Genomic DNA, 22,437 nt, shown 5'->3' with positions numbered 1-22,437 from the left:
GTTAAAATGAATCCGGCAACGTACTTTTTTGTTTTTCTTTTTTCAACGCTGCTTTCACTGATCCTGGTCAGGGCGGCGATAATAGTATGTCAGAGGTACTCTTTGTATGATTACCCCGGACGGCATAAGAGGCATAAAGAGCCGACTCCGAATCTTGGAGGGACGGCGATATTCATAGTCATCTGGATTGTCATGGCCGGGCTTCTTCTTGTGGAAGTGACCGCCTTTTCCGATATAAAAGGATCGCTGGTGCATATATTCATCGGATCATTCATTGTGCTGCTAACAGGGATTATTGATGATCTGAAAGCTCTGCCGGCCTGGCCCAAACTGGTCGTCCAGGCCCTGGCCGGTGTGATTCTTTATCTGGGTGGGCTTTCCATCAATCTTCTTTCCGTTCCCGGCATCGGCACGATACAGATGGGCTGGCTCAATATCATTATCACCGTGATATGGGTGGTGAGCTTATCCAACGCCATCAATCTTATCGACGGGTTAGACGGGTTGGCGGCAGGCGTCTCGGCAATCGCCGCGGCGACCATGGCCATAATCGGCGTTCTGTTTCAGATCGACTCCGTGGTTCTGATTTCATTGATTCTGCTCGGGGCCTTAATTTCATTCTGGTTCTATAACCGTCATCCGGCCCGGATTTTTCTGGGGGATTGCGGCTCGCTTCTTATCGGATTTTTCTTTGCGGTGATTTCTCTGGTGGTGCCGATCAAGTCTTTTACTGCGGCCGCCTTATTCCTGCCATTACTGGTTCTGGGTGTGCCCCTGACCGAAACCCTGACTTCATTTTTGCGGCGGTTGGCGGCGGGGAAGAATGTGATGAAAGCCGATCGTCGGCATATTTTTCATTACCTCGGGCATGCCGGTTTGTCACAAAAACAGATCGTGGCACTCTTCTACCTGTCGGGGGTCGTCTTCAGTGCTATCTCGTTGACCATGTTCTTCTTCGAACGGACACTGGTTCTGGGGTTTTTGCTCCTTTTTATGGTTGTAATTTTTATATTATATCTTATCTTTATGTCCAAGATTATGAAGGGATAGTCGGGCGCGGGCCCGACGCGTGAGCCTATGCAGGATAAGCAGATCCTCGATTTTGAGAAGCCGATAGCGGAGCTGGAAAAGAAGATATCCGACATGAAGGATTTCGCCTCGGGTAATAATCTCAAACTCGATGGTGAAATCAATTCGCTGCAGGAGAAAATGGAGAAACTCCGGAGCGAAATTTACGCCAAGCTGACCCGCTGGCAGAAAGTACAGCTGGCCCGGCACCCGCGTCGCCCTTACACTCTGGATTATATTGAACTGATGACGACCGATTTCATTGAGATACATGGCGATCGTTATTTCGCCGACGACAAGGCGATGGTCGGCGGATTCGCGCGCATCGATGGCAAACCGGTTATGATTGTCGGGCAGCAGAAGGGGCGCGACACCAAGCAGAAGCTTTTTCGTAATTTCGGCATGGCCAATCCGGAGGGATATCGCAAAGCCCTGAGGTTGTTCAGGCTGGCCGAGAAATTCAATAAACCGATTGTCATTCTAATAGATACTCCCGGTGCCTTTCCCGGCATCGGGGCCGAAGAGCGCGGGCAGGCCGAGGCGATTGCCCGGAATCTGAGAGAAATGTCGATTTTGAAAGTGCCTATTGTTATTGTCATTATCGGCGAGGGAGCATCGGGCGGGGCGCTGGGTATCGGGATCGGCGACAAGATTTATATGCTGGAGTACTCCTGGTACTCGGTGATTTCGCCGGAGGGGTGTGCGGCCATTCTCTGGAGAGACGCCTCCAAAGCGCCCGAGGCGGCCGAAGCGCTCAAATTGGCATCCAATGATCTTCTGGATCTGGGAATAATCGATAAAATTATCCCTGAACCGCCGGGCGGGGCGCATAACAATTTTCAGGCCATGGCGGTTATTCTGAAGGATGAAATCCTGCGGGCTCTGGCAGAACTCGAGGCTCTCCCCATGGATGTCCTGCTTCAAAAAAGGCTGGGGAAATTCCGTCAGATGGGAGTCTATCGGGAGAAGGAGGCATAAGATGCGTTTGTCCGAAGAGGCGCTCAGGATTATAGCCTGTCCCAAATGCAAAGGGACGGTTGTCTATATAAAAGAAATGGAAAAACTCAAATGCGATTCCTGCCGCCTGATGTTCCGGGTGGAGGATGAAATCCCCATATTGCTCCTGGATGAAGCGGAAAATTATTAGGTTGAGGTATTCATATGAAGTTGTCGAAATTTTGCTCGGAAGATTTGATCAATTTTAATCTCAAAGCCCCTGATAAAGATGGGGTGTTAAAAGAACTGGTGGAACATGCGGCCAAATCCAATCTGGTGAAGGATGCGGGCGAACTTCTGCGGGACGTTCGGGAGCGCGAGAACCTGGTGACCACCGGCGTTGGATATGGGGTGGCATTCCCGCATGCCAAAACCAAAGCCACCAAGGGGATCGTGATTGCTTTCGGCCGTTCCGAAAGAGGCATTGAATTTGACGCCATGGATCACAAACCGGCCCATCTATTTTTTCTCATTGCAGCCCCGGAGGATGCCATTGGAGCCCATCTTAATGTTATGGCGCGGCTGTCATATATTATGAAATCCGAAGAAAACCGGGCCAAGATGATGAAAGTAACTTCACCGGGTGAACTTCTTCAAATGATTGACTCGGTGGAATAACGCTCGGTGACGCAGGGAGGCGCCTGATATATGACATGGTCTTCGACGGTTTTTCACAGAAATCGTCGTCTCCTCAATTACGGTCTGGCGATTATCCTGCTTCTGCTTGTAACTATCTCGGCTGAGGGGGTGCGCCTTTTTGCGGGCAATCTCTCGGCCACTCTTTTTTACTCTCCCTTTTTTAAATTGAGAAGCAATATTGAGAGCCTTCAGAATGTGGCTGAGGAAAACCGTCTCCTCAAAAACCAGCTGGCGCAGGCGTCGCTCATGATCAGCAACCTGACCGAGGCGAGACGCGAAAACCAGCGATTGCGCGACTTTATCGGTTTTGAGCCTCCCCCCAGTTTTCGTCTGATTCCGGCGAAAATATTCTCGCTGATGCAGCATTTCTATCCTATCGCCGCTGTCATTAATAAAGGGAGTGAGGATGGTATCACAGTCAATCTGCCGGTAGTCAATCGGTACGGACTGGTCGGCAAGATAAAGGAAGTCATGTCGCACACCGCGACGGTGCAACTGCTGACGGATCCGGGGAATGCGGTTTCCGGGCGGGTGGCCGAAAGCCGTCAAATCGGCGTGGTCAAATTCTCGCCGGAACAGGGGATGATGTTTGATAATCTCCCGGGCGACGCCGAGATAAAGAAAGGTGACCTGATTATATCCTCCGGTCTGGGGGGAATTTATCCGGTTGGGCTGGCCGTGGCCGTGGTTGATTCGGTCTATCCGAATGTGGGCGACATTCTCAAAGCCGTCCGACTTAAACCGACGGTCGATTTTTCCGAAATTGATGAACTGTATGTGCTTGTGAGATAGGCAAATATGAGAATCATACTGTACATATTTTATCTCTACCTTCTGGCTTTCTACAACACTATTCTCGGTGATATGATTTCCATTTATGGTATCACCATCGATCTCGCCGGGTTGTTGGTGATACTGATTGCCATCTATCGGGGAGAAACGACTGCTCTCTGGTTTGCGATCGGCACGGCGGTTATTGCTTCGACCCAGCGCCTTGACCTGATGCCATGGGAGATTTTCAGCCTGTGCGCCATAACCGTCATTGCCAAGCAGATCAGTACCCGCATAAACCTCGATTCCATTCCCTCCCGGCTGATTATCATTGTCTCCTTGTTGTTGGTGCACAATATTGTGATTACACTGGCCATTTCCAGCGATGAGTTTGTCTATGTACTCTACCGCTATATACTGCCCGGTGCGGGATATACTTTGCTTTTGGGCTGGCTGCTTCTGCTTTTCGGCGACGGTCTTATTTCGGTGCGCAAAGTAAAGGTTTTGTCTTGAAATGCAACGCCACTATATCGACAAGGAGTTGAGAGGGCATGTTGCCGGAGTGATCGGACTTCTGGCGATTCTGGTGATTTTCTGCGGCCTTTCTTATCACCAAGTCATAAGGCATCAGACTTTTCTGAAACAATCGGAAAATAATCGCATCCGTATCCGACCCATAATCCCCAAGCGGGGGGTGGTTTATGACCGCAAGCTTAATATGATCGCCGACAACCGGCTGTCCTTTACCGTTTCGCTGATACCCTGCGAGACTGTCAAGGGGGTAACTATTCCGCGTTTGAGCAATCTTCTCGGCGTCGATACCATGGAGATCAAGAATAAGGCGGCAGCCAACGCCATGGGTGTTTACATTCCGGCCCTCGTCCGTCGGGATCAGGGGATAGAAGTCATCTCGGCCCTGGAAGAAAACAGCGAATTTTATCCGGGGGTGACGTACAGTGTGGAATCGGTTCGCCGCTATATGGAGGGGATTTCTGCGGAGACTTTTATCGGCTATCTGGGTGAGGTGTCGCCCGATGAAGTCGATATGGAATCCCAGTACGGCTACCGCCCGGGGAGATTGATCGGTAAAAAGGGGATTGAAAAAGCTTATGATCGACAACTGCGTGGGCTGGAAGGCACCGATTACATTGAGATATCGGCACGGGGGCAGATTGTCGGCCAGTATGAAGGCAAGGCGAAAATTCCGGCCGTGCCCGGTTCGGATGTGGTCCTTTCCATCGACATGGATCTCCAGCGTTTTATTGTGACCAATTTCGACAGCCTCAATTATTCCGGCGCCGTGGCGGCAATTGACCCGCGCAACGGAGAGGTAATTGCGCTGGCCTCTTTTCCCGATCTCGACCCGAATCTCTTTTCGGGGATCATCCCGGCCGATATCTGGCAGGGGATTATAGCCGATTCGAATCACCCGCTTCTCAATCGCCCTCTGGCGGGAATCTATCCGCCCGGTTCGACGGCCAAACTATTTACCGCCGGCCCCGCCCTTGAGAATGGGCTTATGACCGACGAGACCCTGCTGCGCGGTTGCGGCGGCGGCATGCAATTCGGCAATCGCTATTTCAAATGCTGGTATCCCCAAGGTCATGGACGCCTTGATGTTTATCATGCGGTAGAACAATCGTGCGACGTTTATTTCTATCAGGTCGGCCTGCTTCTCGGAATCGATACCTGGAGCGAATATGCTTTCAAATGCGGGTTTGGCAAGAAGACCGGAATTGATATTGCCGGAGAGCTAAGCGGCATCATTCCCAGCACCGCTTATTATGACCGGGTTTTCGGAAAGCGCGGTTGGACGAAAATTCTGGTGGTCAATCTGGCCATCGGTCAGGGTGAATACACCATCACGCCTCTGCAGCTGGTTCAATACTACTGCGGCCTGGCCAATTTCGGAAAGGTGTACCGGCCCCATCTGGTCAAGGAGATTCGCCACCCCGATGCTACAATCGAAGAAATAGAGCCAACTCTTTCTTTCAGGTTGCCCTTTTCGGAAAAGACTATTACCCAACTCAGGGAAGCGCTAAAATTAGTGGTTCAGGGATCCCGTGGGACCGCCCGTTCTCTGAGAAATAAGAACTATGAGATATCGGGGAAGACGGGCACGGCGCAGAATCCTCACGGACGCGATCATTCCTGGTTTGTGGCTTTTGCTCCGTCGGCAGACCCCAAAATTGCGATTGTCGTCCTGGTCGAAAATGCCGGACACGGCTCCGAAGTGGCCGCTCCGCTGGCCGGCAAAATCATGGACCATTACCTGAATCCCAAGCCGGATTCGGTTTTTGCCAAAAACGGTGATAGTTTGAGGGTGCTGCGATGATGGGGATTGATTTAAGAGAGCTTGATTGGCACCTGCTGGCGCCAGCCATCATTCTTTCCATTATCGGCATTTTTCTTATTTACTCGGCCCAATATGATGCCACAACCGGTTCTTCGCTTGGTTTTTATATCAGACAGTTGATCTGGTTGGTTGTTGCCATTGTGGCCCTGTTTGTGGTTATCCGCATTCCCCTGCGGATTCTGGATGTCATTGCTTATCCATATTATCTATTTGCCCTGCTAATGCTTCTCCTGGTTCTTCTTGTCGGCAGCGCGCGCATGGGCGCATCGCGCTGGTTTGCTCTGGGACCGCTCAGCGTGAGCCCCTCCGATATCGGCAAACTGGCGATATTGATTGCTCTTTCGAGATATTTTGCCTACTCCAAACTGGCGCCGGAATCAAAAAGACGTCTTACGCTTTCCGCTCTAATGACCATAATTCCAGTCCTGCTGATCATGAAACAGCCTGATCTGGGAACTTCACTGGTCTTTGTGGCCCTTCTCCTAAGCCTCTGGTTCTGGTCGGGATTATCGCCTTATTATCTTATACTTATTGTTTCGCCGCTGATATCGTTACTGGCGGCGTTTCACTGGATACCCTGGATCATCTACCTGGCGATCCTTATTTTCTATATTCTTCTGCTGCGTCCCGGCTTGGTTTTTGGATTTTTCACCGTTGTCATAAATCTTGCTTTTGGTGTTTTTACCCCGTTTGTCTGGAATCGTCTGGCCGATTATCAGAAACTGCGCGTGCTCACTTTCCTTGATCCCGGACGCGATCCCCGCGGCGCGGGTTACCAGATTATTCAGTCTAAAATAGCTATCGGCTCCGGGGGATTCCTGGGAAAAGGGTATCTGGGCGGTTCACAAAGTCAGTTGAAATTTCTGCCGGAAAGGCACACCGATTTTATCTTTTCCGTCCTCGGCGAGGAATTTGGTCTTCTGGGAACTACTTTTATCGTTCTCCTTTTCGCGTATCTTTTCTATCACGGGATGAAGATTGCATCCCGGTGCCGCTCCAAGTTTGCTTCGAACCTGGCCTGGGGAGCGCTGACCATTCTATTCTTTCAGTTCTATGTCAATATCGGGATGACTTTCGGTCTTATGCCGGTGACCGGATTGCCCTTGCCCTTTGTCAGCTATGGCGGTTCGTCGCTGGTGCTGGCCTGGTCGCTAATAGGCCTGATTATTCTTGCCGATCGCAACCGAATGGAGTACTAGTTTTCCTGTAGAGTGAAGATGCGCTTGATGAAACTGACAATTTCGATAATGATTGTCCTGCTAATTTTGGAAGGCGAAGCCCGGACGCAGAGTCAATCGCTTACAGAAAAAGCGCCGAAGCATTTAATAGAGCAGGCGAAAAAAATCAATTCGTTGAAACAGACCGGCACCATGCAAATGGCCGGTATGTCGGGCAGCTGCGAAATCTATTTCAAGGCCCCCAACAAGGTTTATGTCGCCATTGATCTGGGAATCATTGAATCGTCTGAGGGGTATGACGGGGTTACAGCCTGGATGAAGGATCAGAACGGTCGGGTGGAGGAAATCACGGGTAATGAAAAGAAACGGATCATCAGCAATACCTACCTGACCGGTCAATCCTATTTCCTGACTGACCGGATGCCCGGCTGGAGCCGTCTCCTGAAGGATACTCTGATGGGTGAGCTGAAATATGGGATTTTTATCGCGCTTCCCGAGGGCGGGGATACTATCCGCCTCTTTCAAAATATGCAGACCCGGAGAATAGAAATCGTTCTTGAATATATTGATGAGATTCCCATTTATACTTATTTATCCGATTTTCGGGTAGTTGACGGAGTCCAAATTCCATTTGCCGGTCGCTCGGAATCCTCCCTGCCACAACTCAACTCGGTGATGCAGTTTTCCGAAATAAACGTCAATATTCCGCTGGATGACACCATATTTCAAATGCCGACGACTCAGCCGGTCGATTACTTCTTCCCGAAGAGTTCCGATTCGGTCATTATTCCAATGAAATATCTGAGAGGGCATATTTTTCTCGAGGCGGAAGTGAAAGGGAAGAAGAACGTCTTTTTCATTCTGGATTCGGGAGCGGGACTGAATGTCATAGAAAGGGGTTTCGCCGGGGAATTGGGGCTGACGATTTCGGGCAATATTTCGGCCAAGGGAGTGGCCGGTTATGAATCGACCGCGGTGGCAGTGCTGGACACTTTGACTCTGAGCGGCGTGCGGCTTTTCGATCAGCGGGTGGCAGTGATTGGTTTGAACGACCTCAGCCTGGAAACTCCCGGCCGGTTGGGCGGGCTTCTGGGATACGACCTTCTGTCGAGATTCCCCGTCCGGATCGATTATAGCCGGGGAGAACTGATTTTTTATAATCCGGAGCGCTTTGTGCCACCCGATTCCCAATATGCGGTGGACCTCGAGTTTATTATGAAAGCCCCTGTGGTGACGGCTGAAATTGATGGGCATTCCGGCAAATTTGTAGTGGATTTGGGGAACGCTCTGGAGTTAATTCTCCATAAGTCATGGGTGGACAAATATAATCTGGAAGCGGGATTTTCCGATATAAAGGAAATGGCCGGCGGTATTGGCGGAATTGGTGGTTCCGCCAGAGCGAGAGCTGCGGTCGGAAACCTTTTCCGTCTGGGCACGGTTGAAGTGAAAAGACCGCGGCTGCTTATCGCGGCGGGGAATTTAGGAGTGTTTCGGTCGACAGAATTGGATGGCAATATTGGAAACCAGATGTTACAGAAATTCTCGATATTGATGGATTATAGCCGGAAGAAACTCTATATATTGCCGGGCAAAGAGTAGAAAGTCGCCGGAATACAGCAGGTATTTGCAGCTTGACATAGAGTCCGGCACTGTTTATATAGAATTCTTATGATTTTTTCGGAAAGTAGGAGAAAATGCGAGTAGGAGTCTTGACTGGCGGTGGTGATTGCCCCGGCCTGAATGCTGTCATACGTGCCATTGTCCGGAAAGGCATTGTTAATTACAACTTTGAGATTATAGGTATTTACCAGGGTTGGAAGGGTCTGATCAAGGAAGGCCTCATTAAGCCTCTGGGGCTTAATGACGTCTCCGGGATTCTTCATCGCGGCGGTACGATTCTTCGCACCTCGCGCACCAATCCTTTCAAAGTGGAAAAGGGAGTGGAACTGATCAAGAAGAATCTTCGGGACAACAAAATTGACGCCCTGATCGCCATTGGCGGCGAGGATACCCTGGGTGTGGCGGGAAGACTTTACGAAGACGGGGTCAAAGTAGTCGGCGTTCCCAAGACCATTGACAATGATGTCATGGGGACAGATCGCACTTTTGGTTTTGACACCGCTGTGAATATTGCGACCGAAGCGATCGACCGGGTTCATACAACGGCCGAGGCTCACAATCGGGTTATGGTGGTGGAAGTTATGGGTCGCCATGCCGGCTGGATCGCGATTGAATCGGGCATTGCGGGCGGGGCCGATATTATACTCATTCCGGAAAAGACAGCCTATGTCTCAGAGGTTTGCGAGCTGATCAAAAAGCGTCACTCCCGGGGCAAGGATTTTTCGATAGTAGTCGTGGCCGAAGGCGCGAGGATTAAGAAGTCGCACCAGACCGATGAAGAAGTCGTTGTTCTTCAGGATATGAAACTTGACGCTTTCGGGCATGTTCGTCTGGGCGGTATCGGCTATCGTCTGGCCGAAATGATTGAGGAAGATACCGGTTATGAGGCAAGAGTGGTCGTCTTAGGATATATTCAAAGGGGCGGTACGCCGACCGCTTTCGACCGGGTTCTGGCTACGCGATTTGGGGTGCACGCAATCGACTATGTGCATCGCGGGGAATTCGGCAAAATGGTGGCTCTTCACGGGACCAAGATTGAGGCGGTCGCGCTCAAGGAAGTTGTCGGCAAGACAAAGACCATTGACCAGGAACTGATTGATACAGCAGAGGTCTTCTTTGGATAAGATTGTCATCCGCCTGACGATAGCCATTTTTATCTTCGGCGCGTTATTTGTCCCTTCGGCTCTTTATGGGGTGGAAGTGACGCCCGAAAGGGCGGCAGCCAAGGGTTTTGCCGGCGGCCGGTTTGGTGTCTGGACCGGGACGACAAATCAGAATGCTCTTGATGCGAATGGCCAGCCGCTGGAATTTGCCAAGAGCAGTCTCTATGCCGAATTCTTTTATTCGCAGCGGGTGGTTCCTTCTCTGGCGGTGGAATTTTCCATTGGAATTTTCAGCCGCGGTGATTTCAAATATCTCGCCAGCGAAGATGTTATGCTGGGTACGGTCAATCTTTATCCGGCTTTTCTTTCAGCCAAGTTCTTTCCTCTGGGGTCGCTTACCAGAACGCCTCTGCAGCCATTTTTTCAGGCGGGCGGGGGGCTGATTTATGCCAGTCAGAGCGCGATCGATTATTATTACGATGTCACCTTTACTCAGGAGAGTAAGACTAGGCTGAGTTATTTTCTCGGTGGGGGGCTGGATTGGCCGGTGGCGGATCAAATCGGTCTCTGTTTCAATTATAAATATATGCCGCTGGAATTCGGTTCCACTATGGCGGGAATCAAAAATTATTCCGGCTGGGAGATTTCTTTCGGGATGGGATACATTTTCAATACGAAAAAATGATGGTGCTATAATACAAGGAGGAGTATAAATGGGAATTAAAGTCGGCATCAATGGATTTGGAAGAATCGGGCGCCTGGTTATGAAAGCGGCCCGCAATTCCAGGTTGGAGATAGTCGGAATTAACGATATTACCGACGCTCCCACTCTGGCTCACCTTCTGAAATATGATTCCATCCACGGCAAATATCCCGGCGAGATCGGTTACGATAACGGGATTCTCATGGTTGACGGGCAGAGAATCAAAGTCACGGCCGAAAAAGACCCCACCAAACTCCCCTGGGGCGAACTGGGTGTCCAGCTGGTGGTCGAATCGACCGGTATCATGAAAGGGAAAGCCGATGCCGGCCGGCATATTACGGCAGGCGCCAAGAAGGTTCTCATATCGGCTCCGGCCAAGGAGCATGACGGGACTTTCGTGATTGGTGTCAATGATAAGGAGTATGACAAGAGCAAGCATGATGTCATATCTATCGGCAGCTGCACGACCAACTGCCTGGCCCCGGTGGTGAAAGTCCTTCTGGACAATTTCGGAATTGAGAAAGGATTTATGACCACCATTCATTCCTATACCAATGATCAGAAGATCCTTGACCTTCCTCATAAAGACTTGCGCCGTGCCCGCGCCGCGGCTCTTTCAATGATACCGACCTCGACCGGCGCCGCCAAGGCCATAGCGGAAGTGCTTCCGGCCATGAAAGGCAAGATGGATGGTATCGCCATTCGCGTCCCTACACCAGACGCATCACTGGTTGACCTGGCGGCGATATTGAGCCGCGAAACAACCAAAGAGGAAGTTAATAAGGTTATGAAAGCGGCTGCTGACGGCCCTATGAAAGGAATTCTCGAATATACCGCCGAACCAGTGGTCTCGGTTGATATTATCGGAAATCCGCACAGCTCCATATTCGATTCCGAATTGACCATGGTCAAGGGATCGTTCGTGAAAGTGTTCTCCTGGTATGACAATGAATGGGGATTCTCCTGCCGTATGGTAGATATGCTGGAGAAAATGCTATAATTTGGGTTGAAAGGCCCGCCGCCGGCGGGCTTTTTGATGGACAGGAGCAAGTATGAACAAATTATCAATAGCCGATATTGATTCACGGGGGAAGAGGGTTCTGGTCAGAGTTGATTTCAATGTTCCGCTCGATAAAAATCAGAATATCACCGATGATCGCCGCATAGTGGAGTCGCTGCCGACGATAAGGAAACTGATGGCCGACGGTGGCCGGGTGATTCTCTGCAGTCATCTGGGGCGTCCCAAAGGAAAGCCGGTTCCGGAAATGTCATTGAAGCCGGTCGCCAGAAAACTGGCCGAACTGATCCGCAAGGAAGTGAAATTTGCTCCCGACTGTATCGGCGAGGAAACGCTCAAAATGGCCAACTCTCTTAAGGATGGGGAAGTCCTGCTTCTGGAGAACCTTCGGTTCCATAATGAAGAGGAGAAGAACGACCCCGGTTTTGCCGGGCAGCTGGCCGCCCTGGGTGATATTTATGTGAACGATGCGTTCGGCTCGGCCCACCGCGCCCATGCCTCAACCGAAGGAGTCACCAAATATATCTCAACCAGTGCCGCCGGATTCCTTATGGAGAAAGAATTGAAGTACCTGGGCGACGCGCTTTCCAGTCCGAAACGTCCATTTGTGGCCATTCTGGGCGGAGCCAAAATTTCCGGGAAGATTGATGTAATCGAAAACCTTCTGGATAAGGTTGATGCTATCCTAATCGGCGGCGGGATGATGTTCACGTTTTACAAGGCGATGAGCAAAAATATCGGCACTTCCCTTCTAGAGGTAGATAAACTTGACCTGGCCCGAGAGCTTCTAACCAAGGCGAAGAATAAAGGGCTGAAAATGCTTCTTCCGGTCGATTGCATTGTGGCCGATGATGCAAATGAAAACGCCATGAGCGCCACTGTTTCGATTGACAGCATTCCGGTCAACATGAAAGGGCTCGATATCGGCCCGGAGACGATCAAGCTTTACCGAAACGAACTGGAGAAGGCCAAAACCGTGGTCTGGAACGGCCCGATGGGGGTGTTCGAGGTGGACAAGTTTGCCCATGGCACCTATGAGGTCGCCGACATTCTGGCCGAGATAACCTCGTAAGGGGCAGTGACCATAGTCGGGGGGGGAGACTCGGCGGCGGCGGTCAGTCGGCGCGGCCTTGATGATAAGCTGACTCATATTTCCACCGGCGGCGGAGCCTCGCTGGAATTTTTGGAAGGGAAGGTTCTCCCCGGCGTGGCGGCTCTCACCGATGCGAAGGTCAAAGTCTGAGTATGCGTTTAAAAATTATCGCCGGCAATTGGAAGATGAACAAGACCAACCCGGAGGCGGCTGAACTGACCCGGGCTCTGGTTAATAGTATCGGCAAGATTGACCGTCCGCGGGTGGTCTTATGTCCTCCCTTCACGGCCTTGAGCGAGATGGCCAAAGTGATAAAGGGGAGTTCTATTTTTCTGGGCGCGCAGAATATCTATTGCCAGGAGTCCGGGGCCTACACCGGAGAGATAGCTCCGGGGATGCTCTTGACAATCGGGGTCGCCTATGTTATTTTGGGACACTCGGAAAGAAGAGAATATTTTTCCGAGACAGATAACATTGTTAATGCCAAGGTGAAATTGGCGTTGAAAACCGGTCTGATACCGATTGTTTGTGTCGGTGAGAAACTGGCCGACCGGGAGAACGGTAAGACCGAGGAGGTTGTCGGCAGTCAGATGGACGGCTCGCTGGATAGCTTGAGCGGTGATGAAATAAAGAAGGTTGCTATTGCCTATGAGCCGGTCTGGGCAATCGGGACCGGCAAAACGGCCACGACGCAGATGGCGCAAGAAGTCCATGTTTTTATCAGGAATACACTGAAAAGGAAATATGGCGAGGCGGCTGAGACGGTTTCGATCTTGTATGGCGGCTCGGTCAATGCCGAAAATGCGGCGAGTCTTTTGAAAGAGGAAGATATGGACGGCGCTCTGGTAGGTGGAGCCAGTCTGAAAGCCGACCAGTTCACGAAAATTGTCAATTCGGTTTAAGGAGGAATAGAAATTGTTTGCAGTAATGGTGATCTTTCACACTCTAGTTTGTGTTCTGCTGGTGATTGTGGTTCTGATGCAATCTTCCAAGGGTGAGGGTTTGGCCGGCGCTTTTGGCGGCGGCGGTTCCGGATTGACCGGGGCGGTCTTCGGAGGGCGCGGCGCGGCCTCATTTCTTTCGAAATCGACAACTATCCTGGCCATTGTTTTCATGGTCAACTGTGGCACTCTGGCCTATGTTTCCAGCAATCGTGCCGGACGCCAGTCCGTGACTTCGTCCGAATCGGCCGTGACCAGAGAGGCGGCCAAGGAGATGGAGCGGCAAACCCAGCAGCAACAGCAGCAGGGATTGCCTGTCGCACCCGGTCAGACCGGTGATCAGACACAGCCGACCGGCACGCAGCCATCAGGCAGCGAAACCGGCCTTCCTCCGGCGACCGAGGGTGGCGGCAAATAGAGGTCTAACTTATAGAAGATTGTTGATCGGGTTCAGTGGGTTGCTGTTAGCTGATTGCTGAATCGGTTCAATTGAGATTGAGAAAAATATCGCGGAAGTGGTGGAATTGGCAGACACACCATCTTGAGGGGGTGGCGCTTAACCGCGTGGGGGTTCAAATCCCCCCTTCCGCATAAGATGACCCCTTAAGTCATTGAGATTTAAGGGGTATTTATTTCAGAAAGGCGGAATTGTCATCTCCAATTTGCTGAATTCATCGTCTTTTTTACAATAGTCCATTTAAGTCCTTGACATTAATGCTGGAAATTTCCAATAATTGCAAAGGAACGCCCAACTTGGTGATGGACAGAGTGGTACCGATAAACAACTATACATAGAATATGAGCAATGAGCCATAACTATATTTATGAATAGAGAACTTGACTTCAGTATTAGGACGGTGCACGAAGCAATTGAAGGCGAGATCAAAAAGGAAGGGCTTAAACCGAAGCCAGTGCAGCCAATAGAGGCACCTGTTTTAGCAGAGGCCCACACCGCGATTTATAAAATGCACCGATACTATGCAAGGCGGCCACACAATGTCTTTGCAAAACTCATTATGCACTACAGCAATCCCGGTGATTTAATTCTGGATCCATTTTGTGGTGGTGGGGTGACAGTAGTGGAGGGACTTAAACTCAGACGCAGAGTTATAGGTATTGATTTGAATCCGTTGGCTACCTGGGTGACAAAGATGGAGGTCGCACCCATTAACATAGACAAATTCGGCGCATTATACACGACTTGGATTGCAGAGGTAGCCGGACAAATTGAATCCTTATATAAAGCCAGATGTCTGGAATGCAATAGAGATGGTGTGGCAGAATGGTATGAGTGGTCAAACGTGGTAGTATGTCCAGGATGTCGTAAGGAAATCGTTCTTGGCACGGCCCGAAAGAAAGGAAAGGGTCTATTTCAATGTCCCAATCCACAGTGTGGGTCATTGGTCGAACCTAGCAAATGCAAAATAAGTCCGGATCGAATGTTGGCAGTGGTAGTTCGTTGTAAGCACTGTGGCACAATAGAAAAAAGAGATGCGAATACTACAGATATTCGCCGCTATGAAAAAATAAGAAAAACAGCAAAGGCAGCTTTAAAAGTACACAAATTGCATGTCCCTGGAGACCTATTCCCGGATATGGATCGCGCCAGGGATGACAATATCTTTGGGAAAGGGATTAAGTATTTTAAGGATCTCATGACAGTGCGACAGCAAATTTCATGCGCCTGGTTGAAAAAGAAGCTGCCTCGTGATACGGGAAATATACCCGAGCTAGAAACGTTGTGGCATTTATATTCCTCCACTCTTAGATATACTAACAAATTTGTTTTTCAGAGTGCCAATTGGCAGAGTGGGAAACCTGTTGAATGGGCAGGGCACAATTATTGGCTGCCCTTCCATTATATTGAATTGAATCCTCTGCCATATTTGGCGAAACGTTATGCTGCATTTCTATCTGGCAAAGAGGAGCAGGCATTAAATATAGGTTCTTTCTGTCGGTTCCCTGCGACAAAAACGCCCTGGAAGGAATTGCAGGACGGTGCAACCTGCTATATCATTAATCAATCAAGTCATAAAATCCCATTGCCTGATGGATCGGTCGACGCCATAATCACTGATCCGCCGTTTGGGGGCAATGTTCAGTATGGCGAGCTCTCGGATTTTTATCTTGCATGGGTCAAAGACTTTATGGGTTTGAAGGGGCTGTCAGACAAAAACTTCGAGGCGATAGAGACCAGACACAGTGGATTTGATGGGGCAAAAGACCGATCTCATTATGAACAAATGCTTTACAAGATTTTCATCGAGTGCAGGCGCGTCATCAAATCCGATGGCTGGTTGGTACTGACTTTTCATAATCGAGACATTGGAGTTTGGATGTCCCTGCATCGCGCAGCCTTGCGCGCGGGTTTTCGCTTACCACTGGAATCCGAAAGCCAAAATAGAGGAATGGTCTATCAGCCGCCGGTACAAAATTATACTCAGACCATCCATCAGCGGGCGGCCGGCTCAATGCTTGGTGATTTCATTCTGTCATTCAAACCTGTTCAGCCACCTGCCCGGCTAGAAGCGATAAAAGAGCAGCTCTCAACAGACGAAGAAAGGGATTTGCGCTTAAAAGCAGAGGAGATAATTAGATACCATGGCGGGGCAGACGAAACTACATTGATGACCGGATTAATCCCTTATTTGCACGAACGTGCATTACTCCATCGTATTGCCAAATATGATTTGAAGACTCTATTAGATAATGGGCCATTCATATATGTGTCTAAAGAGAAGAAATGGTATACAAAAGATATGGTAGAGGAATCTGGATCAGTAAAGATGCGCGATTTCATCCCTGCAGAAGCCTTCGTGCAAAATCTTGTTCATAGTTTTTTGTCCGAGAAGCATAGCGCATCGATGGACGAATTATTGATTCTCATTTATTCTAACCTTGTAAATTCGCACCGACCGCAGATTAGTACTATAGAGCGGATTGTTGCCCGCTTTTGCGTCAAGAAGAAAATGAAGGGCATGAAACGGGAAGTATATGTTTGGAATCCGCATGTAAAGACCCCGGACGAAATTAAGCGCGCCTTGACGCTGCAGACGGCAATTGACTTTGGATCCCCCGCCTCATTGGACCATAATGCTATAATCAAGATACTGGCGCAAATAGCACTAAAAAATGGCTTTTCAGTACATATAGGAGTGACCGAGCAGCATAAGTCGCCGGATTTAAGTGCACTGAGCGCGCACCTGACCGGCATGGAATTCGGATTGCCACCAGAGGCCTTTCGTATTATTAAAGAAATTGATCTAATCATTTTTCAAGGTAGCACAATTTTAGGTGCTGTAGAGGTTGCCACTTCTATAAGCACTTTCGGTAAGGCAGTTAACAATAGGTTCCGCAATTTGTTAACTGTTGCCCCCAATCTCACCATCACTTTAGCGGCGATTGTTAATGAAGTAGACTTGGACAAGGCGCATTCTGAACTATTTATGCCAGCGAATGTTAAATCCGGCCTTGCTGGTAGTGTATTATTGCTGTCTACGGCGCACGCAGTTGCAGAGGATATTTTTCTTAACAAGGTTCTCAAAGGGCGTTGATCGCCCGTATCCTGTGCTGTCATCTTCGTTACCAATTACAAATAATTGCCATAAATTCCGCTTGGATAGTTGGCGGAACCTACTCTTTCCTTTTCTTATTCAGTCTTTATTTTGGTTGACGACCGGCCTTCAATCATTTATCTGATATAATCATGAAAAAGACTTTCCCTGTCGCTCTGATTTTGATTCTGGCCGGACTATTCTTGGCATTGCCACTCCATCCCCAAGAAGGTGGAAAATCGACCGCAGGCAGCTTCAAGAAAATCTGTATTACTTTTGATAATCTTCCGGCAGAGCGGACATACAATAAATCCGAGAGAAAATGGATCAATGAGAAAATTCTGGCGGCGCTCAGGAAGCATAATGCGCCGGCCGCCGGATTTATTATCGGTGACAATCTTGAAGGTGATTCGGCTATTGTCAGAAAATGGGTGGAGGCTGGCCATACTATCGGCTTTCATCCCTATTCCGGGCAGGCGATAGGGGAGGTGCCGATCCGCCTATTCATTGATGATGTTGCCCGCGGAATGGAGACAGCCGATAGTCTTGTATCTCTGTCAAAACAGCAGGGCCGCTATTTCCGCTATCCCTATCTTCGGTATGGCGCCACTCCCGAACTTCGTAAACAGCTCGAGGAATTCTTTGATCATGAGCATGTTACGGTAGCTCATGTTTCGGTCGTGACCGAAGATTTTGTCTATAATCTATCCATGGAAAAGCTGGTCGGCGGTTCCGACAGCACCAGATTTGGGGAATTGCGCAAAGAGTATGTCAATCATGTCCTGGATTGTCTTGGCCGGGCCGAGGGCCTGGCCAAAGAGGTGGCCGGTCGCAGGGTAAGGCAAATCATTCAACTGCACGCCAACCGGATAAACGCTATGTTTCTGGATTTTGTTCTGGTCGCCATATTCGAAAAGGGGTACCGGTTTGTGTCGTTGGAGGAGGCTCTGCAAGATGAAATTTACCGTCAGCAGGATGCCTATTATCTGGATCAGAATATATCATATCTTGAAAGATTAAGATTGTCCAATCCTGATCTCCTGCCGGCTGTAAAGCAGTGATAATTGTCAAAACGTGAATCGATAGTGCGGGTGAATTCGATGCCAAATGGTAGATATTCACATCTGCCGGACAAACTTATCCATCTTATATCCCGAGCCAGGATTCCCCGGGTAAGTGATTTATTTCACAATAGGGCTTGACTTTGAGCCCATAATTATCGATATTGAATGACGATAAAACAGGACAAGATTTGTTGTGGTTGACAACGAAAAATATATGGCCGGGTAGAATGGACAGAACGGCCGTGACAACAAATGAAAGCTTAGGTATGGATGGAGCCGGGGCACAATTTCGATATCCTTCAATCCCGGCCGGCATCATTGCCCTGGTGGGTGGTTTTGGCAGCGGCAAGACGGAAGTAGCTGTCAATCTGACCCGCTATTTTGCATTAACCGAAAATATTCCAATAACCATAGCGGACCTTGATCTGGTCAATCCCTATTTTCGTTCTCGTGAAGCATTGGCGGAGATGGAGGAATTGGGCGTGCGGGTGATCACGCCCCGCGGCGGCGATTTTTTCGCCGACCTGCCCATACTCCTTCCGGAGATCAGAGGCGCAATTGAGAATAAGGGAGGGAAACTGGTGCTCGATGTGGGCGGCGATGCGCAGGGGTCGCGCGCCCTCGGGACTCTTTCGGATGCTTTTGTATCCGGTGAATATGAAATGATTATGGTTCTCAACAGCCGCCGTCCGTTTACCGCCGATGTCGAGGGATGTCTGAAGACCATATTCCGGATTGAAGCCTCGGCGCATCTGAAATTCACCGGACTTGTTTCGAACAGTCATTTGATTGACGAGACAACGCCGGAGGTTCTTCGCGAAGGATATACTCTTGCTATGGATGTATCCGCCGCCAGCGGTCTCCCTTTGTTATTTCTGAGCGCCAAGATTGAAGTTCTGGAGCAGACCGACCTTTCGCAATTCGGTTGTCCGGTACTGCCTCTGGTTCGCGCCATGCTTAAGCCATGGGAACGAAGATCCGCCAGGCCGCATGACCGGTTCAAAGTTTGAGAGGATGTAGCTATGCCCGGAATAAGAATAAATAAGATTTATTGTAAAGGTTGTGAACTCTGTGTCAAAGCCTGTCCGATGCAGATAATTTCGATGTCGAAAGAGTTGAATCAGAAGGGATATTACTGCGCGATGGTGCATGAACCGACCCGTTGTATCGGATGCCGCATTTGCGCCATAACCTGTCCAGATGCGGCTATTGAAGTTCACACTCACGGCACCCAGTTTGCCCTTTTCCAGTATTGACGGGGAACAAAGAAATGGCAAAGCAATTAATGAAAGGTAATGAGGCAATCGCCGAGGCGGCCATACGCGCCGGTGCGGTTCATTATTTCGCCTACCCGATAACTCCTCAGAGTGAAGTGGCGGAATATATGGCGCGGCGGATTCCGGAAGTGGGCGGGGTTTTCCTGCAGGCCGAAAGCGAAGTCGCCGTGGGAAATATGCTTTTTGGCGCGGCCTCGACCGGCAAAAGAGTTTTCACCACCTCCTCCAGTCCCGGTATCAGCTTGATGCAGGAAGCGATTTCCTATATGGCCGGGGCACACCTTCCGGTGGTCATCGTGAATATTATGCGGGGCGGCCCCGGGTTGGGAGGAATTCTTCCGGCGCAATCGGATTATTTTCAGGCCACCAAGGGAGGGGGACACGGCGATTATCATGTCATCGTTCTGGCGCCATCATCGGTACAGGAGGCGGTCGACCTGATGATGCTGTCGTTCCATCTGGCCGACAAGTACCGCACGCCGGTGATGATGATCGGCGACGGAATGATCGGGCAGATGATGGAAGCGGTGGAATTTCCGGAGAAATATGAAGAGCCGCCGCTGCCGCCTAAGGATTGGGCTCTGACCGGTGCCAAAGGAAGAAAACCGTTTATCATAAGATCGCTTTTTCTTGATCCGATGGTACTGGAAAAGAACAGTCTGGAACTGGCGCATAATTACGAAATAATAAAGCAGAACGAAATCCGCTATGAACTTTACAAAGTCAGTCCCAAGAACCGGGTCCTGATTTTTTCTTATGGCACCATGGCCCGTATCTGTCAGACCGCGATCGATGAATTGGAAGATGAAGGTCTGAGTGTCGGCCTTTTCCGTCCCATTTCGCTATATCCTTTTCCGGAGAAAGAGGTTTACCGGGAAGTGATCAATCCTAATGTGGAGGTGCTTCTTTCGGTGGAAATGAGTACCGGTCAGATGGTCGAGGATATCGAACGCTGTTCCAGAATGGCAAAGCCGCTCGGATTTTACGGCCGGACCGGCGGAATTGTCCCGTCGCCCGATGAGGTTAAGAGCGCCGTAAGAAAAGAGCTGGAGGCGGCCGGGAACTCTAAGCCGTCTTCAAGGAAGTAGGTGCATTATGGCAAATAATACAGAAATAATTTTCTCTCGACCGGAAGCCTTAAGCGGCAATATCACACACTACTGCCCCGGGTGCACGCACGGGATAATTCATCGCCTGGTGGCCGAAACGCTTGATGAACTGGGCGTTCGCGAACGTACCGTCGGGGTGGCGCCGGTGGGTTGCTCGGTTCTGGCTTATAACTACTTCAATGTTGATTTCATGGAGGCGGCTCATGGCCGGGCGCCGGCTCTGGCAACCGGATTCAAGAGACTGCGGCCGGATATGATTGTTTTCACCTATCAGGGGGACGGCGATCTTGCATCGATCGGCATGAGCGAGATAATTCATGCCGCCAACCGCGGCGAGAAGTTCACGACGATTTTTGTCAATAACGCCATTTACGGTATGACCGGCGGGCAAATGGCGCCCACGACCATGCCCGGGCAGAGAACGACCACCTCGCCCAAGGGAAGAGATATTTCGTTGACAGGTTATCCGATAAGGGTTGCGGAACTCATTTCCAGTCTGCGGACCCCGGCCTATATCGCCCGGGTGGCGGTACACACCCCGATACATGTGGTCGCGGCCAAGCAGAAAATCAAAAAGGCCTTCACCTATCAGGTGCAGGGCAAATGCTTTTCCCTGGTTGAGGTTTTATCCACCTGTCCCACCAACTGGGGATTGACCCCGACGGTTTCCACCAAGTGGCTTGAGGAAAACATGATGCCGTATTACCCCCTGGGGACTTTTAAGGACCCGGAGAAAGAGGGGGATTGATGAAGCAGCAGGAAGTAACACTGGCCGGTTTTGGCGGGCAGGGGATCATGACGGCAGGGCAGCTTCTGGCCTATGCGGGAATGGCCGAGGGGAAACAGGTAGTCTGGATACCATCGTACGGCCCGGAGATGCGTGGCGGAACGGCCAATTGTACGGTGGTTATCTCAGATATTCGAATCGGTTCGCCGATTATCACCAATCCGCAGACCGTTTGCGTTTTCAACAAACCATCTCTGGAAAAATTCGGCCCCATGGTCAAGCCGGGAGGCATGCTTTTCATCAACAACTCCCTGATTGATTCCATTTCGGGACGCAAGGGTATCTCCGAGTTTCTCGTGCCGGCCAACGATATGGCTCTTAAGATCGGCGACGCCAAAGCGGCCAACATCGTCATGCTGGCTGCCTATGTGCAAGTCAGCGGAGTGGTCAAATTTGAGACGCTGATGGAAATGCTTCTGGAAAAAATGGGAAAAAAGAAAGAACTGCTGGAGATTAACAGCCGGGCTATGGAGGAAGGACGGAAGCTGGGCGAGACATTCAGGGCCAAGAGGTGAAAATCATGACACAAGATCTAAGCAAATTATCCGAAATCATCGGCCATCATGCCCAGAACCCCGGTTCGTTAATTATGGTGCTTCAGGATATTCAAAAGGAATTTCATTATCTTCCCTGTGAGGCGCTGACGGAGACCGCGAAAGCGCTGGGCGTTCCCTTAAGCAAAGTATTCAGTGTTTCGACTTTCTATAATGCATTCAGCCTGGAACCGCGCGGGGAGGTGGTGATCCGGGTCTGCAAGGGAACGGCCTGTCATATCAAAGGAGCCGACCTGATTCTCAATCAGCTCGAAACAGGACTCAAAATGAAGACGGGCGAGACCTCGGGGGATATGAAATTCACGCTTGAAATTGTCAACTGTGTGGGGGTCTGCGCCATGGCGCCGGTGGTGGTCGTCAACGACAAAGTGCATGGTTTTGTCCGTCTGGATAAAGCCCTCAGATTGGCAAAGAAGGGTTAAGATGCATATCGATACTTTAGATAAGTTGGAGAAGTGGCGGGAGGAGTGTCGTCGCGATTTTGTTGCTCAAAAGCGTAAAGTTCTGATTTGTTTTGGAACCGCCTGCGAAGCCAACGGGGCGCCGGAGATATTCGAGGAGTTTCAAAAGCTGATCGCGCAGAAGAAAATAGCCGATGTCTCGGTC

23 protein-coding genes, 1 tRNA gene and 1 pseudogene are annotated in these 22,437 nt (G+C 50.1%); all 25 read left to right on the top strand.

Translation table 11 applies throughout. The annotated features are described in order from the left end of the window. Positions 1 to 6 precede the first annotated feature (6 nt). A complete protein-coding gene (locus NT002_04320) occupies positions 7 to 1,050 on the top strand; it encodes an MraY family glycosyltransferase (GenBank protein MCX6828487.1) in 1,044 nt (347 codons plus the stop codon). 27 nt (positions 1,051 to 1,077) lie between these two features. Next, positions 1,078 to 2,046 carry an acetyl-CoA carboxylase carboxyltransferase subunit alpha gene (locus NT002_04315; GenBank protein ID MCX6828486.1) on the top strand — a complete coding sequence of 323 codons (969 nt, stop codon included), beginning with the start codon at positions 1,078 to 1,080 and terminating at the stop codon, positions 2,044 to 2,046. A 1-nt stretch (position 2,047) separates the two neighbouring features. Continuing rightward, positions 2,048 to 2,215 carry a Trm112 family protein gene (locus tag NT002_04310; GenBank protein ID MCX6828485.1) on the top strand — a complete coding sequence of 56 codons (168 nt, stop codon included), beginning with the start codon at positions 2,048 to 2,050 and terminating at the stop codon, positions 2,213 to 2,215. Between the two features lie 14 nt (positions 2,216 to 2,229). After that, positions 2,230 to 2,682: a PTS sugar transporter subunit IIA gene (locus NT002_04305; protein ID MCX6828484.1), complete on the top strand. Its 453-nt coding sequence runs from the start codon at positions 2,230 to 2,232 to the stop codon at positions 2,680 to 2,682. Positions 2,683 to 2,712: 30 nt separating this feature from the next. Continuing rightward, positions 2,713 to 3,495 (top strand): rod shape-determining protein MreC, encoded by a 783-nt coding sequence (mreC, locus tag NT002_04300; GenBank protein MCX6828483.1) that lies wholly within the window; start codon positions 2,713 to 2,715, stop codon positions 3,493 to 3,495. Between the two features lie 6 nt (positions 3,496 to 3,501). Beyond that, on the top strand, positions 3,502 to 3,987 hold the full coding sequence (locus tag NT002_04295; GenBank protein ID MCX6828482.1) for a hypothetical protein: 486 nt from the start codon (positions 3,502 to 3,504) through the stop codon (positions 3,985 to 3,987). A 1-nt stretch (position 3,988) separates the two neighbouring features. Continuing rightward, a complete protein-coding gene (gene mrdA, locus NT002_04290; protein ID MCX6828481.1) occupies positions 3,989 to 5,809 on the top strand; it encodes a penicillin-binding protein 2 in 1,821 nt (606 codons plus the stop codon). Then, positions 5,806 to 7,029: a rod shape-determining protein RodA gene (gene rodA, locus NT002_04285; GenBank protein MCX6828480.1), complete on the top strand. Its 1,224-nt coding sequence runs from the start codon at positions 5,806 to 5,808 to the stop codon at positions 7,027 to 7,029. The genes mrdA and rodA overlap by 4 nt, the downstream gene beginning before the upstream one ends. Positions 7,030 to 7,056: 27 nt before the next feature. Continuing rightward, positions 7,057 to 8,607, top strand: coding sequence for an aspartyl protease family protein (locus tag NT002_04280; protein ID MCX6828479.1), 1,551 nt, complete (start codon positions 7,057 to 7,059; stop codon positions 8,605 to 8,607). Between the two features lie 95 nt (positions 8,608 to 8,702). Beyond that, a complete protein-coding gene (locus NT002_04275) occupies positions 8,703 to 9,752 on the top strand; it encodes a 6-phosphofructokinase (protein ID MCX6828478.1) in 1,050 nt (349 codons plus the stop codon). Next, entirely contained in the window at positions 9,745 to 10,416 is a 672-nt protein-coding gene (locus NT002_04270) for a hypothetical protein (GenBank protein ID MCX6828477.1), read from the top strand. Before NT002_04275 ends, NT002_04270 begins: the two co-directional genes overlap by 8 nt. A gap of 28 nt (positions 10,417 to 10,444) precedes the next feature. Continuing rightward, positions 10,445 to 11,434 (top strand): type I glyceraldehyde-3-phosphate dehydrogenase, encoded by a 990-nt coding sequence (gene gap, locus NT002_04265; GenBank protein ID MCX6828476.1) that lies wholly within the window; start codon positions 10,445 to 10,447, stop codon positions 11,432 to 11,434. Positions 11,435 to 11,486: 52 nt separating this feature from the next. Next, a pseudogene (locus NT002_04260) lies at positions 11,487 to 12,695 on the top strand (phosphoglycerate kinase). A gap of 2 nt (positions 12,696 to 12,697) precedes the next feature. Next, positions 12,698 to 13,447, top strand: a complete 750-nt coding sequence (gene tpiA, locus NT002_04255) for a triose-phosphate isomerase (protein ID MCX6828475.1) — start codon at positions 12,698 to 12,700, stop codon at positions 13,445 to 13,447. A gap of 13 nt (positions 13,448 to 13,460) precedes the next feature. Continuing rightward, the gene (secG, locus tag NT002_04250; protein ID MCX6828474.1) at positions 13,461 to 13,904 is read left to right on the top strand and encodes a preprotein translocase subunit SecG; all 444 of its coding nucleotides are present in this window, start codon (positions 13,461 to 13,463) and stop codon (positions 13,902 to 13,904) included. Between the two features lie 91 nt (positions 13,905 to 13,995). Continuing rightward, positions 13,996 to 14,077, top strand: a tRNA-OTHER gene (locus NT002_04245). Between the two features lie 233 nt (positions 14,078 to 14,310). Further along, complete coding sequence (locus NT002_04240; GenBank protein ID MCX6828473.1) at positions 14,311 to 17,040, top strand: DNA methyltransferase; 2,730 nt, start codon at positions 14,311 to 14,313, stop codon at positions 17,038 to 17,040. 152 nt (positions 17,041 to 17,192) lie between these two features. Then, entirely contained in the window at positions 17,193 to 18,101 is a 909-nt protein-coding gene (locus NT002_04235) for a polysaccharide deacetylase family protein (protein ID MCX6828472.1), read from the top strand. Positions 18,102 to 18,331: 230 nt separating this feature from the next. Beyond that, positions 18,332 to 19,114: a cobalamin biosynthesis protein CbiA gene (locus NT002_04230; GenBank protein ID MCX6828471.1), complete on the top strand. Its 783-nt coding sequence runs from the start codon at positions 18,332 to 18,334 to the stop codon at positions 19,112 to 19,114. A 12-nt stretch (positions 19,115 to 19,126) separates the two neighbouring features. Then, on the top strand, positions 19,127 to 19,360 hold the full coding sequence (locus NT002_04225) for a 4Fe-4S dicluster domain-containing protein (GenBank protein MCX6828470.1): 234 nt from the start codon (positions 19,127 to 19,129) through the stop codon (positions 19,358 to 19,360). A gap of 14 nt (positions 19,361 to 19,374) precedes the next feature. Next, positions 19,375 to 20,469 carry a 3-methyl-2-oxobutanoate dehydrogenase subunit VorB gene (gene vorB, locus NT002_04220; protein ID MCX6828469.1) on the top strand — a complete coding sequence of 365 codons (1,095 nt, stop codon included), beginning with the start codon at positions 19,375 to 19,377 and terminating at the stop codon, positions 20,467 to 20,469. Between the two features lie 7 nt (positions 20,470 to 20,476). Next, positions 20,477 to 21,238, top strand: coding sequence for a thiamine pyrophosphate-dependent enzyme (locus tag NT002_04215; GenBank protein ID MCX6828468.1), 762 nt, complete (start codon positions 20,477 to 20,479; stop codon positions 21,236 to 21,238). Next, entirely contained in the window at positions 21,238 to 21,792 is a 555-nt protein-coding gene (locus tag NT002_04210) for a 2-oxoacid:acceptor oxidoreductase family protein (GenBank protein ID MCX6828467.1), read from the top strand. Before NT002_04215 ends, NT002_04210 begins: the two co-directional genes overlap by 1 nt. Before the next feature lie 5 nt (positions 21,793 to 21,797). Further along, on the top strand, positions 21,798 to 22,253 hold the full coding sequence (locus NT002_04205) for an NAD(P)H-dependent oxidoreductase subunit E (GenBank protein ID MCX6828466.1): 456 nt from the start codon (positions 21,798 to 21,800) through the stop codon (positions 22,251 to 22,253). A gap of 1 nt (position 22,254) precedes the next feature. Next, positions 22,255 to 22,437 (top strand): (2Fe-2S) ferredoxin domain-containing protein (locus tag NT002_04200; protein MCX6828465.1); only part of this gene is annotated, 183 nt, incomplete at its 3' end.

The sequence above is a fragment of the Candidatus Zixiibacteriota bacterium genome (assembly GCA_026397505.1).
GTDB lineage: Bacteria > Zixibacteria > MSB-5A5 > GN15 > PGXB01 > JAPLUR01.
Note: the sequence above shows the minus strand (reverse complement) of the source record. Positions and strands in the feature narration are given on the sequence as shown.

Excerpts from the sequence above, each read along its gene's own strand:
- NT002_04320 (MCX6828487.1), top strand. The coding sequence starts at position 7 with ATGAATCCGGCAACGTACTTTTTTGTTTTTCTTTTTTCAACGCTGCTT.
- NT002_04315 (MCX6828486.1), top strand. The coding sequence starts at position 1,078 with ATGCAGGATAAGCAGATCCTCGATTTTGAGAAGCCGATAGCGGAGCTG.
- NT002_04310 (MCX6828485.1), top strand. The coding sequence starts at position 2,048 with ATGCGTTTGTCCGAAGAGGCGCTCAGGATTATAGCCTGTCCCAAATGC.
- NT002_04305 (MCX6828484.1), top strand. The coding sequence starts at position 2,230 with ATGAAGTTGTCGAAATTTTGCTCGGAAGATTTGATCAATTTTAATCTC.
- mreC (MCX6828483.1), top strand. The coding sequence starts at position 2,713 with ATGACATGGTCTTCGACGGTTTTTCACAGAAATCGTCGTCTCCTCAAT.
- NT002_04295 (MCX6828482.1), top strand. The coding sequence starts at position 3,502 with ATGAGAATCATACTGTACATATTTTATCTCTACCTTCTGGCTTTCTAC.
- mrdA (MCX6828481.1), top strand. The coding sequence starts at position 3,989 with ATGCAACGCCACTATATCGACAAGGAGTTGAGAGGGCATGTTGCCGGA.
- rodA (MCX6828480.1), top strand. The coding sequence starts at position 5,806 with ATGATGGGGATTGATTTAAGAGAGCTTGATTGGCACCTGCTGGCGCCA.
- NT002_04280 (MCX6828479.1), top strand. The coding sequence starts at position 7,057 with ATGAAACTGACAATTTCGATAATGATTGTCCTGCTAATTTTGGAAGGC.
- NT002_04275 (MCX6828478.1), top strand. The coding sequence starts at position 8,703 with ATGCGAGTAGGAGTCTTGACTGGCGGTGGTGATTGCCCCGGCCTGAAT.
- gap (MCX6828476.1), top strand. The coding sequence starts at position 10,445 with ATGGGAATTAAAGTCGGCATCAATGGATTTGGAAGAATCGGGCGCCTG.
- tpiA (MCX6828475.1), top strand. The coding sequence starts at position 12,698 with ATGCGTTTAAAAATTATCGCCGGCAATTGGAAGATGAACAAGACCAAC.
- NT002_04240 (MCX6828473.1), top strand. The coding sequence starts at position 14,311 with ATGAATAGAGAACTTGACTTCAGTATTAGGACGGTGCACGAAGCAATT.
- NT002_04235 (MCX6828472.1), top strand. The coding sequence starts at position 17,193 with ATGAAAAAGACTTTCCCTGTCGCTCTGATTTTGATTCTGGCCGGACTA.
- NT002_04230 (MCX6828471.1), top strand. The coding sequence starts at position 18,332 with ATGGACAGAACGGCCGTGACAACAAATGAAAGCTTAGGTATGGATGGA.
- NT002_04225 (MCX6828470.1), top strand. The coding sequence starts at position 19,127 with ATGCCCGGAATAAGAATAAATAAGATTTATTGTAAAGGTTGTGAACTC.
- vorB (MCX6828469.1), top strand. The coding sequence starts at position 19,375 with ATGGCAAAGCAATTAATGAAAGGTAATGAGGCAATCGCCGAGGCGGCC.
- NT002_04215 (MCX6828468.1), top strand. The coding sequence starts at position 20,477 with ATGGCAAATAATACAGAAATAATTTTCTCTCGACCGGAAGCCTTAAGC.
- NT002_04210 (MCX6828467.1), top strand. The coding sequence starts at position 21,238 with ATGAAGCAGCAGGAAGTAACACTGGCCGGTTTTGGCGGGCAGGGGATC.
- NT002_04205 (MCX6828466.1), top strand. The coding sequence starts at position 21,798 with ATGACACAAGATCTAAGCAAATTATCCGAAATCATCGGCCATCATGCC.